The following is a 16,003-nucleotide window of genomic DNA, read 5'->3' as shown; positions in this document are numbered from 1 at the left end:
CTGGCTCAGATACCGGAACGCCTCCGGCGCCCGGCGCACGTCCCACGCCTTCACCGGCAGCGGCTCCAGCACACCCCGCTCGAACAGGGACAGGATGTCCGCCAGCATCTCGCGGATCCGGTCGTGTCCGGCGTCGATCAGGTCGAAGCTGCGGTACGTGACGCCCGTGTGCTCCTCGGCGATGGCCTCGGGGTCGCGAAGGTCGGTCTTGCCCATCTCCACGAAACGTCCGCCGCGCGGCAGGAGCCGCAGCGAGGCGTCCACGAACTCCCTGGCCAGGGAGTTGAGGACCACGTCCACGCCGCGCCCGGCGGTGCCTTCGCGTACGGAGGCCTCGAAGTCCAGCGTGCGGGAGGAGGCGATGTGGTCGTCGTCGATGCCGAGGCCCCGCAGGACGTCCCACTTCCCGGCGCTCGCGGTGCCGTACACCTCCGCGCCGAAGTGCCGGGCCAGCTGCACCGCGGCCATGCCCACACCACCGGCGGCCGCGTGCACGAGGACCGACTCGCCCGCTTCCAGTCCTGCCAGGTCCTTCAGCGCGTAGTACGCCGTCAGGAACACCGTCGGCACCGAGGCGGCCTGAGCGTAGGACCAGCCCTCGGGGATCCGCGCCACCATGCGCGCGTCCGCGACCGACAGCGGGCCGAAGGCCCCTTCGAGCAGGCCCAGGACCCGGTCGCCGACGGCGAGGTCCGTGACGTCCGCCCCGGTCTCCACGATCACGCCGGCGCCTTCGGTGCCCATGACCGCGTCGCCCGGGTACATGCCCAGGGCGATCAGCGGGTCGCGGAAGTTGACGCCCGCCGCGCGCACCTCGACGCGTACCTCTCCGGCGCCCAGCGGCCGGCCGCCGGACACCTCGGCGTCCTCGGCGACCGGCAGCAGCGCCAGGTTCTCGAAGGTGCCCTTGCCGGTCACGCCGAGCTGCCAGGCCTCACCGGCGGGGGCGGTGAGCGCACCGCCGCCCGCACGCGTGAGGCGCGGCGCCCACACCACGTCCCCGCGCACGGCGACCTGCGGCTCGTCGAGCGCGATGAGGGCGGGCAGCTGGGTCAGCGAGGCGGCCGAGCCGTCGACGTCGACGAGGGCGAGGCGGCCCGGGTTCTCCGACTGCGCGGACCGCAGCAGACCCCACACCGGGGCGTCCACCAGACCCGCCGCCGACACCACGTCACCGGCGCCCACACCCACGGCACCGGACGTCACCACGACCAGCCGGGACTCCTCACCGCCCTCGAAGGCCAGCCACTCCCCCACGATGCCGAGCGTGCCGTTGAGGGACGTACGGACCGAAGCGGCCATGCCGCCGTCCCGTACCTCGCCGACGCAGGCGACGAGGACGGCCTCCGGCACGGGAGCCCCGCTCCTGACCGCCTCGGCCAGCGCGGCCACGTCCGCGTACGCCGCCACCTCCGCTCCGGCGGCCTCCAGAGCACCCCGCAGACCCAACTCGTCGACGCCCAGCACCGCGTACGCGGCCCCGGCCGGTGCGGCGGGCGCGGGCACCACGCTCCAGTCCACCCGGAACAGCGAGTTGGTGCGGCCGCTCTGTTCGGCGGTCGCGTCCGGTGCGGCGATGGGCCGCAGGACGAGGGACTCCACGGCGGCGACCGGCTGGCCTTCGGTGTCGGCGACGGCGAGGGCCACGCCGTCCGTTCCGGCGGCGGTCAGGCGGACGCGAAGCGCGGCCGCGCCGGTCGCGTGCAGGGACACGCCGGTCCAGGAGAACGGCATGCGGCCCTGCTCGGTGTCGGACACGAACGTGCCGAGGCCCAGCGGGTGCAGCGCCGCGTCGAGCAGCGCCGGGTGCAGGCCGTACGCGCCGGCCTCGTCCCGGTCCTCATCCGGAAGGGCGACCTCCGCGAAGAGTTCGTCGCCGCGCCGCCAGACGGACCGGAGCCCCAGGAAGGCCGAGCCGTAGCCGAACCCGGCGGCGGCCAGGCTCTCGTACAGCGCCTCGGTGTCGGCCCGCTCGGCGTCGGCGGGCGGCCACTGGGCGAGGTCGGCGTCGGCGGGGCGCGCGGCGGGGGCGGGGGCGAGCGTGCCGGTGGCGTGGCGCAGCCACGGCTCGTCGGACCACAGGTCGTCCTCGGACACGTGCTGGGGCCGCGAGTAGAGGTTCACCGGGCGGCGGCCGAAGGCGTCGGCGGCGCCCACGGCGAGCTGCATCTGGACGCCGCCGCGCTCGGGCAGGACGAGGGGCGCCTGGAGCGTCAGCTCTTCCAGGTGCGCGCAGCCGACGCGGTGTCCCGCGTGCAGGGCCAGTTCGACGTAGGCCGTGGCGGGCAGCAGGACGGTGCCCGCCAGGGCGTGGCCCGCGAGCCATGGGTGGGAGGCGAGCGAAAGCCTGCCCGTGAACAGGTAGCCGTCCATGTCGGCGAGGGCGACGGCGGCGCCGAACAGCGGGTGGTCCGCCGGGTTCAGGCCGGTGGCGCGCGCGTCGCCGACTCCGCCGACGGCGGGGCGCGGCCAGTAGCGCTGGTGCTGGAAGGCGTACGTGGGCAGCTCGACGCGGCGCCGGGACTCGACGGGCGCGTACAGCGGCGCCCAGTCGACGTTCACTCCGCGTACGTGTGCCTTGGCGAGAGCCGTGAGGAACGTGTCGGCCTCGGGCCGGTCCTTGCGCACCGCGCCGACCAGGCCCGCCTGCGCGGCGGGCTCGGTGAGCGTGTCGTGCGCCATCGCCGTGAGCACGGAGTCCGGGCCCAGCTCCAGGAGGGTCGACACACCGAAGCCGGCGAGGGCGTTCAGGCCGTCGTGGAAGCGCACGGCTTCCCGGATGTGGCGGACCCAGTACTCGGGGTCCTTCAGCTCCGCGGCCTTCGCCAGCGCGCCCGTGAGGTTGGAGACGACCGGGATCGTCGGGTCCTGGTACGTCAGACCTGCGGCGACCTTACGGAACTCGTCGAGCGCGGGGTCCATCAGGGGCGAGTGGAAAGCGTGGCTGACCTTCAGCCACTTCACCTTCCGACCCTGCTCGCGAAGCGTCTCCTCCAGGCCTTGCAGGGCCGCGCGGTCGCCGGAGAGCACGAGCTGCGCCGGACCGTTCACCGCCGCCACGCCCACACGGTCGGCGATCCCGTCGAGCAACGGCAGGACATCTGCTTCCATGGCCTGCACGGCCAGCATGCCGCCGCCCTCGGGCAGAGCCTGCATCAACCGACCCCGCGCAGCCACCAGTCGGGCCACGTCTTCGAGAGACCACAGCCCGGCCACGTACGCGGCAGCCAGCTCTCCGATGGAGTGCCCGCCCACGACCTCCGGCCGCACCCCGAAGGACTCCGCCAGGCGATACAAGGCAACTTCCATCGCGAACAGGGCGGGCTGCGCGTAGGCCGTCTGCTCCAGGAGGTCGGCGTCGGTACCGAACATCACGCTCTGGAGCGAACGTTCTATCCACCGGTCGAGATGAGAGCAGACCTCGTCCAGGGCGGCCGCGAAGACAGGGAACGTCTCGTACAACTCGCGGCCCATACCGATGCGCTGGCTGCCCTGGCCCGTGAAGACGACCCCGAGGCGGCCCTCGGTGACCGTGCCGGAGACCACGCCCAGGCCGCCGGAGACGATCGTCTCCAGGCCCGTGAGGAGGTCGGCGCGCTCGCGTCCGAACACCACCGCGCGGTGTTCGAGCGGTGACCGGCCCGACAGGAGCGACCAGCCCACGTCCACGGCGTCCAGGCCGGTGTCGCCCGCGACGTGCTCGCGCAGCCGCTCGGCCTGCGCCCGCAGGGCCTCCGCACTGCGGCCCGAGACCAGCCACGGCACGGCCGTGACCGGAGCGACCGGCGCCACGACCTCAGCGGGCTCACCGGCGGGTGCCTGCTCCACGATGACGTGGGCGTTCGTACCGCTCACGCCGAAGGAGGAGACGCCCGCGCGGCGCGGCCCGCCGTCCTCGCGCTCGTCCCACGGGCGCGCCTCGGTCAGCAGTTCCACCGCGCCCGCGGACCAGTCGACGTGCGTGCTCGGCCGGTCCGTGTGGAGGTTCTCGGGCAGGACGCCGTGGCGCATGGCCATGACCATCTTGATGACGCCCGCGACGCCCGAAGCGGCCTGGGTGTGGCCGATGTTGGACTTCACCGAGCCGAGCAGGAGCGGGCGCTCGGCGGGCCGGTCCTGGCCGTACGTGGCGAGCAGCGCCTGGGCCTCGATGGGGTCGCCGAGGACGGTGCCGGTGCCGTGGCCCTCGACGGCGTCGACGTCGCCGGTGGTGAGGCGCGCGGCGGCCAGGGCCTGGCGGATGACGAGTTGCTGGGAGGGGCCGTTGGGGGCGGTCAGGCCGTTGCTGGCGCCGTCCTGGTTCACGGCGGAGCCCCGGACGACCGCGAGGACCTCGTGGCCGTTGCGGCGGGCGTCGGAGAGCCGCTCCAGGGCGAGGACGCCGACGCCCTCGCCCCAGCCGGTGCCGTCGGCGGCGTCGGCGTACGGCTTGCAGCGGCCGTCGCCCGCGAGGCCGCCCTGGCGGCTGAACTCCGCGAAGGCGCCGGAGGTGACCATGACCGCGACGCCGCCTGCGAGGGCCAGGTCGCACTCGCCCTGGCGCAGCGCCTGGGCGGCGAGGTGCAGGGCGACGAGGGAGGACGAGCAGGCGGTGTCGACGGTGACGGCGGGGCCTTCGAGGCCGAACACGTACGACAGGCGGCCGGAGATGACGCTGGAGACGTCACCGGTGAGCAGATAGCCGTCGACGTTGTCCGGCGACGCCATGAGGGCGGGTCCGTAGCCCTGGGCGGTGGCGCCGACGAACACGCCGGTGCGGCTGCCGCGCAGCGAGGCCGGGGGAATTCCGGCCCGCTCGAAGGTCTCCCAGGTGGCTTCGAGGAGGAGCCGCTGCTGGGGGTCCATGGCCATGGCTTCGCGCGGGGAGATCCCGAAGAAGGCGGCGTCGAAGTCGCCCGCGTCGTAGACGAAGCCGCCGCCGCGCTCCGGGCCCTCCGGCGCTTCGTCGCCGGTGCGTCCGGCGAGCGCGTCGACGTCCCAGCCCCGGTCGGTGGGGAAGGCGGAGAGCGCGTCCCGCCCGTCGGCCACGAGCTGCCACAGGTCCTCGGGGCCGCGTACGCCGCCGGGGTAGCGGCAGCTCATTCCGACGATGGCGATGGGCTCGGGCTCCTCCGCCTCCACTTCGCGCAGCCGCTGGCGCGTCTCGTGGAGGTCGGCGGTCACCCGCTTGAGGTAGTCGAGGAGCTTTTGCTGGTCCGCCATCGGAAACTCACCTGTTCGCGTAGTCACAGAAAAATCGCGCAGTAACGAAAGCGCGCAGTAACGGAAGAACCGCGCTGAGGGGGGCCGGCCGGGCCGGTGCCCCGGCCCGGTCGGGCGAGACACCGGCCCGGCCGGTCGGGGCACCGGCCCGGCCGGAGGGTTTCGGTCAGGACACGCCGAACTCCTTGTCGATGAAGTCGAAGACCTCGTCGGCGGACGCCGACTCCAGCTGCGAGGAGACTTTCTCGCCGTCGGCGGGCGCCTCGGCGTCCGTGCCCTTCCACTTCGCCATCAGCGCTTCGAGCCGCATCGTGATGCGCATGCGGTCGCCGTCGTCGGGGGCGATGGTGCCGAGGCCCGCCTCCAGGCGGTCCAGTTCACGCAGCGTGGAGTCCACGCCGTCGGCGTCGTCCTGGAGGAGTTCCCCGCGCAGGTACTGGGCCAGGACGGCGGACGTCGGGTGGTCGAACACGAGGGTGGCGGGCAGCCTGAGCCCCGTGGCCTTGCCCAGGCGGTTGCGGACCTCCACGGCCGTCAGCGAGTCGAAGCCCAGCTCACGGAAGGCCAGGTGGGCGTCCACGGCCTCCGCGTCGCCGTAGCCGAGCACGGCGGCGGCGTGCGTGCGCACCAGGTCGAGCAGGATCACCTCGCGCTCGGTCTCGGTGAGCGGCGTCAGGCGGCGGCGCAGCTCGGCCGCCGCGTCGTCGCCGGTGCCGGCCTCCGCCACCGTCTCGGCCGCCACGGACCGCTCGTACCGGCGCACCTCGGGGATGCCACCGATGAACGGGCTGGTCCTGGCCGACGTGAAGGCGGGTGCGAACCGCTCCCAGTCCAGGTCGGCGACGGCGAGGAAGGTCTCGTCGTACGCGACCGCCTGGGCCAGGGCCGTGACCGCGAGGTCCGGTGCCATCGGGCGCAGGCCGCGGCGGCGGAACTGCTCCTCGCCGTCGTCCCCGGCCATGCCGCCCCCGGCCCACAGGCCCCAGGCCACGGAGGTGGCGGTCAGGCCGCGGGCGCGGCGCTGCTCGGCGAGGGCGTCGAGGTGGGCGTTGGCGGCGGCGTAGGCGCCCTGGCTGCCGCTGCCCCACACGCCCGCGTTCGACGAGAACAGCACGAACGCGTCGAGCGAGACCGTGGCCAGGAGATCGTCGAGGTGCGCGGCGCCCGCGACCTTCGCCTCCAGGACGACGGCGATGTCGGCCGGGGACATGTCCGCGAGGGGCTGGCCCTGGCCGACGCCCGCCGCGTGGAAGACGGAGCGCAGGGTGTGCCCGTCCTCGGTGAGCCGGTCGAGCAGCGCGGCGACGGCGTCGCGGTCGGCGACGTCGCAGGCGGCGACGGTCACCTTGGCGCCCAGCTCCTCCAGTTCGGCCTGGAGTTCCTCGGCGCCGGGCGCGTCCGGGCCGCGGCGGCTGGTGAGCACCAGGTGCTCGGCGCCCTCGCGGGCGAGCCAGCGCGCCACGTGGCCGCCGATCGCGCCCGTCCCACCGGTGATCAGGGCGGTGCCGCGCGGCGCCCACGTGCGCGCCGCGCCGGCGTCGAGCGGAGCCCGTACGAACCGGCGTACGAGCACGCCCGCCTGGCGCACCGCGAGCTGGTCCTCGTCCCCGGCGCCCGCGAGGATCCCGGCGAGCTGGGCCGCGGCCCTGCCGTCGACGGTCTCCGGCAGGTCGACGAGGCCACCCCAGCGGTCCGGGTACTCGAGCGCGGCGACGCGGCCGAGGCCCCACGCCTGCGCCTGCCCGGGCCGGGCCGGGGCGTCGGCGCGGCCGGTGGCGACGGCGCCACGGGTCACGGCCCACAGGCGGGCGCCGATCCCGGTGTCGCCGAGGGCCTGCACCAGGGCGACGGTGCCCGCGAGTCCGGCGGGGACGCCCGGGTGGTCCGCCAGGGCGGACTCGTCGAGGGCGAGCAGGCTGAGCACTCCGCTCGGCTCCCCGTCCGTCGCCAAGGTGTGCTCGAACAGTCGCGCGGTCAGCGCCTCGCGGGTCATCTCCCCCGCGGTGACGCGGAGTTCGTCGACGTGGGCTCCGGCCTGCGCCAGGGCCGCGACGACCTCCGCGGCGTCCGCTGCCTCGGGCACGACGACCAGCCAGCGGCCCGCGAGGCCGGTGGCCGGCAGGGCGCCCGCGAGGGGCTGCCAGTCCACCTGGTAGCGCCAGCTGTCGACGGTCGACCGCTCGCGCCGCTGCCGCCGCCAGGACGAGAGCACCGGGAGCACGGCGCCGAGTTCCGTGGCGGAGGAGTCCTCCACCGCCAGCTCGACGGCCAGCTGCTCCAGGTCCTCGCGCTCCACCGCGTCCCAGAACCGGGACTCGACCTCGTCCGTGGCCAGGGGCGCCTCGTCGGACAGCTCCTCCTGCGGGGCGAGCAGCCAGTAGTGCTCACGCTGGAAGGCGTACGTGGGCAGGTCGACGGTGGCGCGGGCGCCGGGGAGGAGGGCCTGCCAGTCCAGCTCGACGCCGTACGTGTGGGCTTCGGCGAGCGATGCGGCGAGGCGGTCGGCGCCGCCCTCGTCGCGCCGGAGCGAGCCGAGGGTGGCGGCCTGGCTTTCGGTGGCGTCGATGGTGGCCTGGACCGGGACGGTGAGGACCGGGTGGGGGCTCATCTCCAGGAACAGACCGTGACCTTCGGCCAGCAGACCGCGCGTGGCGTGCTCGAACAGGACCGTCTGGCGCAGGTTGCGGTACCAGTACCCGCCGTCCATCGGCGTCTCTGAGTCCAGCCAGGCGCCGGTGAGCGTGGAGTACAGCGGCACCTCGGGCGCCTGCGGGCTCACGCCCTCAAGGGCCTGGCCGATCTGGGCCTCGATCTGCTCCACGTACGAGGAGTGCGAGGCGTAGTCCACCGGGATGGTACGAGCACGGACGTCCTGCCCCGTGCAGTGCGCGACCAACTCCTCCAAAGCCTCCGGCTCACCGGAGACGACCACCTGGGCCGGGCCATTGACGGCAGCGACCTCGATACGGCCCTCCCAGCCCGTGATCAGTTCGCGTACGTCCTGCTCCGGCAGCGGCACGGACACCATGCCGCCCTTGCCCGACAGCTCACGGATGGCGAGGCTGCGCAGCGCGACGACGCGCGCGGCATCCCGCAGCGACAGCGCGCCCGCCACACACGCGGCGGCGATCTCACCCTGGCTGTGACCGACGACAGCAGCCGGCTTGACTCCGGCTGCCTGCCAGACGGCAGCCAGCGACACCATCACAGCGAACAGGACCGGCTGGACCACATCGACCCGGTCGAAGCGGTCACCGCCCAACTCCTCAAGGAGATCCCAGTCAACGAACTCCGACAGCGCCTCCGCGCACTCCCGCATCCGCTCCGCGAACACCGGTGACTCGTCGAGCAGTTCACGCGCCATCCCGGCCCACTGCGAACCCTGCCCCGGGAACACGAACACCGCACGGACCACCCCGCCCAGCGCACGACCCGTAAGGGCACCCCCGTCGGCAAGACGCTCAAGGCCGGCCAGGAGGTCGTCCCGGTCACGGCCGAGGACGACGCCCCGGTGTTCGAAGCGTGAGCGGGTCGTGGCCAGGGACCAGGCCACGTCGGCCGGTTCGAGGCCGGGGCGGGCGAGCAGGTGCTCGCGCAGGCGTGCCGCCTGGGCGCGCAGGGCGGTCCCGCCCTTGGCGGAGAGCGTCAGCGGGACGACTCCGGCGACGACGGGCGCCGCCGCTCCGGCGTCCTCGTCGGCGGCCGGCTCGTCGGCGGCCGGCTCGTCGGCCAGGGGCGGCTGCTCCAGGATCACATGGGCGTTGGTGCCGCTCATGCCGAAGGAGGAGACGCCCGCGCGCCGGGGCGCGTCCGCGCGCTCGGGCCAGTCCCGGGCCTCGGTCAGCAGCTCGACGGCGCCTTCGGTCCAGTCGACCTCGGGCGTGGGCTCGTCGATGTGCAGGGTCTGGGGCAGGACGCCGTGCTGCATGGCGAGGACCATCTTCATCACGCCCGCCACGCCGGAAGCGGCCTGGCTGTGGCCGATGTTGGACTTGATGGACCCCAGCCACAGGGGCTCCCCGCCCTCGGGCCGCTCCTGGCCGTACGTGGCGAGCAGGGCCTGCGCCTCGATGGGGTCGCCCAGGGTGGTGCCCGTGCCGTGGGCCTCGACCGCGTCCACGTCGGCCGCCGTGAGGCGGGCGTTGGCGAGCGCGGCGCGGATGACGCGCTGCTGGGACGGGCCGTTGGGGGCGGTCAGGCCGTTGCTGGCGCCGTCCTGGTTGATGGCGGAGCCCCGGACGACGGCGAGGACCTTGTGGCCGTTGCGGCGGGCGTCCGAGAGGCGTTCCAGGAGGACCATGCCGACGCCCTCGGCCATGCCCATGCCGTCGGCGGAGGCCGCGAAGGCCTTGCAGCGGCCGTCGTCGGCGAGGCCGCGCTGCTGGCTGAAGGCGATCAGGGCGCCGGGCGACGACATCACGGCGACGCCGCCCGCGAGGGCGAGCGAGCACTCGCCCTGGCGCAGCGCCTGCGCGGCCAGGTGCATCGCGACGAGCGACGAGGAGCAGGCCGTGTCGACGGTGACCGCCGGGCCTTCCAGGCCGAAGGTGTAGGCGATGCGGCCGGAGACGACGCTGGGCGCGCTGCCGGTGAGGATGTGGCCCTCGGCGCCCGCGGACAGCTGGCCGGGGGCGGTGCCGTAGTCCTGGTAGTTGGTGCCGACGAACACGCCGGCGGTCTCGCCGCGTACGGCCTTGGGGTCGATCCCGGCGCGTTCGAACGCCTCCCAGGAGGTTTCGAGGAGGAGCCGCTGCTGCGGGTCCATGGCCACGGCCTCGCGCGGCGAGATGCCGAAGAAGGCCGGGTCGAAGGCGCCCGCGTCGTGCAGGAAGCCGCCGCCCCTGGTCGTGGTGGTGCCGGGGGTCTCCGGGTCCGGGTCGTAGAGGTGGGCGATGTCCCAGCCGCGGCCCGCCGGGTAGCCGCCGACGACGTCGGTACGGTCCTGGAGGACCTGCCACATCTGCTCGGGGCTGGTGATGCCGCCGGGGTAGCGGCAGCTCATGGCGACGATGGCGATGGGTTCGTCGGTGGCCGCGGCGACGGGTGCGACGGCGGCGGGGGCGGCGGCCGTGTCGGCGCCGAGGACCTGGGTGCGCAGGTAGGCGGCCAGGGCGGTGCCGTTGGGGTGGTCGAAGACCACCGTGGTGGGCAGCTTCAGACCGGTGGCGGCACCGAGCCGGTTGCGCAGGTCGACGGCCGTGAGCGAGTCGAAACCGAACTCGCGGAAGGCCCGCTCGGGGTCGAGCGCCGCCGCGGACTCGTAGCCGAGGACGGCGGCGGCGTGCGTGAGGACGAGGTCGACCAGGACGCGGTCCCGCTCGGGCCCGGCGAGGCCGGTCAGGCGCTCGCGCAGGGCCGAGGCCTTGGCCGAGGTCCCGCCGTCGGTGTCGTCGCCCCCGGTTCCGCCCTGGGCGGCGAGGACGCGCTGGGCGTCGGGCAGGTCCGCGAGCAGCGGGCGGGCGCGCCGCGAGGTGAACACGGGCACGAACTGGTCCCAGTCCACGTCGGCGAGGGCTAGGAACGTCTCGTCGTCGTCCAGGATCTGCCGCATGCCGGCGAAGGCCAGGGCGGGGTCGAGGAACGGCAGGCCCTGGCGGCGCAGCTGTTCCGGGTCGACGTCGACGGGCGCGCTGCCGCTCAGGTGCGGGTTGACGACGTTCCACACGCCCCAGGCGATCGAGGTGGCGGTCAGGCCGCGGGCACGGCGCTGCTCGGCGAGGGCGTCGAGGTGGGCGTTGGCGGCCGCGTAGGCGGCGTGGTCGCCGCTGCCCCAGACGCCCGCGATGGACGAGAACAGCACGAACGCGTCGAGAGCTTCGGCCGCCTCGCCGTCGAGCAGCTCGTCCAGGACGAGGGCGCCCGCGACCTTCGCCGCGACGATGTCGGCGAACTCCTCGAGGGTGGTGGTGGCGATCGGCGCCAGTTCGATGAGCGCGGCCGCGTGGATGACGCCGCGCAGGGTGTGCCCGTCGGCGGTGAGGCGGTCCAGGAGCGCCGCGACGGCGTCGCGGTCGGCGACGTCGCAGGCCGCGATGGTCACCTGGACGCCCATCTCCTCCAGTTCGGTACGGAGTTCCGCGGCGCCGGGCGCGTCGGGGCCGCGGCGGCTGGTGAGCACCAGGTGCTCGGCGCCCTCGCGGGCCAGCCAGCGGGCGATGTGCGGGCCGAGGGCGCCGGTGCCGCCGGTGACCAGGACGGTGCCGCGCGGCGTCCAGCCGGAGCCGGGCTCGCGGGCGGGGGTGGCGGGCTCGGCGCGGACGAGGCGGCGTACGAAGACGCCGGAGCCGCGCACGGCGAGCTGGTCCTCGTCGCCGACGCCCGCCAGGATCCCGGCGAGCCGGGCCCCGGTACGGCTGTCGGGGCTCGGCGGCAGGTCGACGAGCCCGCCCCAGCGGTCGGGGTGCTCCAGGGCCACGACGCGGCCGAGGCCCCAGGTCTGGGCCTGGGCGGGGCTCTCCACCCGGTCGCCTCGGCCGGTGGCGACGGCGCCGCTGGAGAGGGCCCACAGGCGGGCCTCGACGCCCGCGTCACCGAGGGCCTGCACCAGGGCGACGGTGCCGGCGAGTCCGGCGGGCAGCACGGGGTGGGCCGTGTGCGGCTCTTCGGCGAGGGCGAGCAGGGAGACGACGCCCGCGAGCCCGGCGGGGCCCGCGACGGCGTCGCGCAGCCGCCCGGACAGTGCGTCGCGGGTCAACTCCGCGCCTGTGACGTGGAGTTCGACGGCCTCAGCACCGGCCTGTGCCAGTGCCTCCAGGGTGCCGGCGGTCCACGGGTGCGCGGCCGCCTCCTCGGGTACGACGACCAGCCACCGGCCCGTGAGGACCGGGCCCGGGAGGCTGCCCGCGAGGGGCTTCCAGGTCACGGCGTAGCGCCAGCTGTCGATCGTGGACCGTTCGCGGCGCTGCCGCCGCCAGGACGACAGGGCGGGCAGGACGGAGCCGAGCCCCGCGGCGGAGTCCTCGGCGATCTCCAGCTCCGCCGTGAGACCGGCCAGGTCCTCGCGCTCCACGGCCTCCCAGAAGCGCGCCTCGACCTCGTCCACGACGGCGGCGGGCTCGGCGCCCGGCTCGGCCTCCGGGGAGACAAGCCAGTAGTGCTGGTGCTGGAAGGCGTACGTGGGCAGGTCGACGAGGGTGCCGGGGACGAGGGCCTGCCAGTCGAGGTCCGCGCCCCGCGCGTAGGCCTCGCCGACCGAGGCCATGAGCCGGTCGGCGCCGCCTTCGTCGCGGCGCAGCGACCCGAGGGCCACGGCCGCGCCGTCGCGTCCGGCGGCCTCGATGGTCGCCTGGACGGGGACGGTGAGGACCGGGTGGGGGCTCATCTCCAGGAACAGACCGTGACCCTCGGCGAGCAGACCTCGGGTGGCGTGCTCGAAGAGCACGGTCTGGCGCAGGTTGCGGTACCAGTACCCGCCGTCCATGGGGACATCCAGCCAGGCGCCGGTGAGGGTCGAGTACAGCGGGACCTCGGCGGCCTGCGGGCTCACGCCCTCCAGCGCCTCCAGGATCTGCGCCTCGATCTCCTCCACGTACGCGGAGTGCGAGGCGTAGTCCACCGGGATCGTACGAGCACGGACGTCACGGGCCGCGCACTGCGCGACCAGCTCCTCCAGGGCCTCCGGCTCACCGGACACCACCACCTGGGCCGGGCCGTTGACCGCCGCGACGGAGACGCGCTCGCCCCACGCGGTGATCAGCTCGCGCACCTCGGCCTCGGGCAGCGGCACCGACACCATGCCGCCCTTGCCCGACAGCTCACGAATCGCCAGGCTCCGCAGGGCCACGACGCGCGCGGCATCCCGCAGCGAGAGCGCGCCCGCCACGCACGCGGCAGCGATCTCCCCCTGGCTGTGACCCACCACGGCGGCGGGCTTCACCCCGGCCGCCTGCCAGACCGCAGCCAACGAAACCATCACGGCGAACAGGACGGGCTGGACCACATCGACCTCGTCGAAGCGGTCGCCGCCCAGCTCCTCAAGGAGATCCCAGTCCACGAACTCCGACAGGGCCTCCGCGCACTCCCGCATCCGCTCCGCGAACACCGGCGACTCATCGAGCAGTTCACGCGCCATCCCGGCCCACTGCGACCCCTGCCCCGGGAACACGAACACCGGACGGACGGTGTCGCCCTGGGCGCGGCCCACGACCACGCCGCGCGCGGACGCGTCGTCCCGCTCCAGGCCCTCCAGGGCGGCGAGCAGCGCCTCGCGGTCCCGGCCGAGGACGACGCCCCGGTGCTCGAACCGCGAGCGCGTGGCGGTCAGCGACCAGGCCACGTCGGCGGGCGCGAGGCCGGTGTGCGCGACGAGGTGCTCGCGCAGCCGTCCCGCCTGGGCCCGCAGTGCCTCGGGCGTCTTGCCGGACAGAGCCAGGGGGATCACGCCGGAGACCACCACCGGCGCGGGGACCGCGTCGGACGCGGGCCGCTCGGTCTCCTCCGGCGCCTCGATGATCACGTGTGCGTTGGTGCCGCTGACGCCGAACGACGAGACTCCCGCGCGGCGCGGCGCACCGTCCCTGTCGGGCCAGGCGCGGGCCTCCGCGAGCAGCTCCACGGTTCCGGCCGACCAGTCGACTTCGGGGGTCGGCGCGTCGAAGTTCAGGGTCTGCGGCAGCAGGCCGTGGCGCATGGCCATGACCATCTTGATGACACCGGCGACACCGGCGGCGGCCTGCGTGTGCCCGATGTTGGACTTCACCGAGCCGAGGAGCAGCGGCCGTTCGGCGGGGCGCTCCTTGCCGTACGTGGCGATGAGTGCCTGCGCCTCGATGGGGTCGCCCAGGGGCGTGCCGGTGCCGTGGGCCTCGACCGCGTCCACGTCGGTGGTCGTCAGGCGGGCGTTGGCGAGGGCCTGGGTGATCACCCGCTGCTGGGACGGGCCGTTGGGGGCGGTGAGGCCGTTGCTGGCGCCGTCCTGGTTGATGGCGGAGCCGCAAACGACGGCGAGGACCGGGTGGCCGTTGCGGCGGGCGTCGGAGAGGCGCTCCAGGACGAGCATGCCGACGCCTTCGCCCCAGCTGGTGCCGTCGGCCGCCGCGGCGAACGGCTTGCAGCGGCCGTCGGGGGCCAGGCCGCGCTGGCGGCTGAACTCCAGGAAGGTGCCCGCCGTGGGCATGACCGTCACACCGCCCGCGAGCGCCATCGTGCACTCGCCCTGGCGCAGCGCCTGCGCGGCCAGGTGCAGGGCTACGAGCGACGACGAGCAGGCCGTGTCGACGGTGACCGCCGGGCCTTCGAGGCCGAAGGAGTACGAGATGCGGCCCGAGGCGATGGCGCCGGAGCTGCCGGTGCCGAGGTAGCCGCCGAGGTCCTCGGGGACGCTGCTGAGCTGGGAGCCGTACTCGTGGTAGATGAGGCCGGCGAAGACGCCCGTGGGGCTGCCGTGCAGCGTCGCCGGGTCGATTCCCGCGCGCTCGAACGCCTCCCAGGAGGCCTCCAGGAGCAGTCGCTGCTGCGGGTCCATGGCGAGGGCCTCGCGCGGCGAGATGCCGAAGAACGCCGCGTCGAAGTCGCCCGCGTCGTGCAGGAAGCCGCCCTCGCGGGCGTACGTGGTGCCGACCTGGTCGGGGTCGGGGTCGTAGAGGGAGGCGGTGTCCCAGCCGCGGCCCTCGGGGAACTCGCTGATGGCCTCTTCGCCGTCGGTGAGCAGCCGCCACAGGTCTTCGGGGCTGCCCACGCCGCCGGGGAAGCGGCAGCTCATGGCGACGATGGCGATCGGCTCGTCCTGGGCGGCGGCCACGACCGCCGGTGCCGCCTCGCCGGCCGCTGCGGACTCCGCGAGGCCGCCGAGGAGTTCGCCGCCCAGGTACTGGGCGAGGACCTTGGGTGTGGGGTAGTCGAAGACGAGGCTGGCGGGCAGGCGGAGTGCCGTGGCGCCGTTGAGGCGGTTGCGCAGTTCGACGGAGGTCAGCGAGTCGAAGCCGAGTTCCTTGAACGCCTTGGTGGGCGCGACGTCCTCGCCGGTGGCGTAGCCGAGGACGGCGGCCACCTGGGTGCGGACGAGGTCGAGCAGGGCGCGCTCGCGGTTCTCCGGCGGCAGCGCGGCCAGCTGGTCGGCGAGGGACGTGCCCGCCGCCGCGGGACCGGCCTCGACGACGCGGCGCATCTTGGCGCCGCCCCGGATGAGGCCGCGGAACAGCGGGGGCACCTCGCCGCCGAACTGCCGCCGCAGGGCTTCGGTGCGCAGCTTCACCGGCACGAGGGCCGCGTCGGGCCGCGCCAGGGAGGTGTCGAGCAGGGCGAGGCCCTCCTCTGCGGACAGGGCCGCCACGCCCGCGCGGTTCATGCGGTCGATGTCCCCGTCGGCGAGGGCTCCGGCCATGCCGCCCTGGTCGGCCCACAGGCCCCAGGCCAGCGAGGTCGCGGGCAGACCGAGCGCGCGCCGGTGCTCGGCCAGGGCGTCCAGGAACGCGTTGGCGGCCGCGTAGTTGGCCTGCCCCGCGCTGCCCAGGACACCGGCCGCCGAGGAGAACAGCACGAACGCCGACAGATCCATACCGGCCGTCAGCTCGTGCAGGTTCACCGCCGCATCCACCTTCGGACGCAACACCGTGTCCAGACGCTCCGGCGTGAGCGAGGTCAAGATGCCGTCGTCCACGACACCCGCCACGTGCACCACCGCGCTCAACTCCGAACGCACACCCTCCAGGAGTACGGCCAGCGCCTCGCGGTCAGCGACGTCACACGCGGCAATACTGACGCGCGCCCCCAACTCCTCCAGCTCGGCTCGGACTTCACCCGCGCCGGGCGTGGCCTCACCACGGCGCGAGACCAGCAGCAGGTCCCGTACGCCGTGCTCACC

Annotated in this window: 2 protein-coding genes; both read right to left on the bottom strand. The window is 74.6% G+C overall.

The genetic code is table 11. The features are described 5' to 3' along the window. Window positions 1-5,202: beta-ketoacyl synthase N-terminal-like domain-containing protein (locus AC07GB_RS39475; protein WP_478854368.1), on the bottom strand; the 5,202-nt coding region annotated here is incomplete at its 3' end. Between the two features lie 166 nt (window positions 5,203-5,368). Continuing rightward, window positions 5,369-16,003, bottom strand: a 10,635-nt coding sequence (locus AC07GB_RS39470) for a type I polyketide synthase (RefSeq protein ID WP_478854366.1), incomplete at its 5' end; no start/stop codon positions are given.

Source organism: Streptomyces sp. NPDC045778, assembly GCF_056431945.1.
The sequence above is the reverse complement of the archived record's forward strand: the minus strand, read 5'-3'. Positions and strand labels throughout refer to the sequence as shown.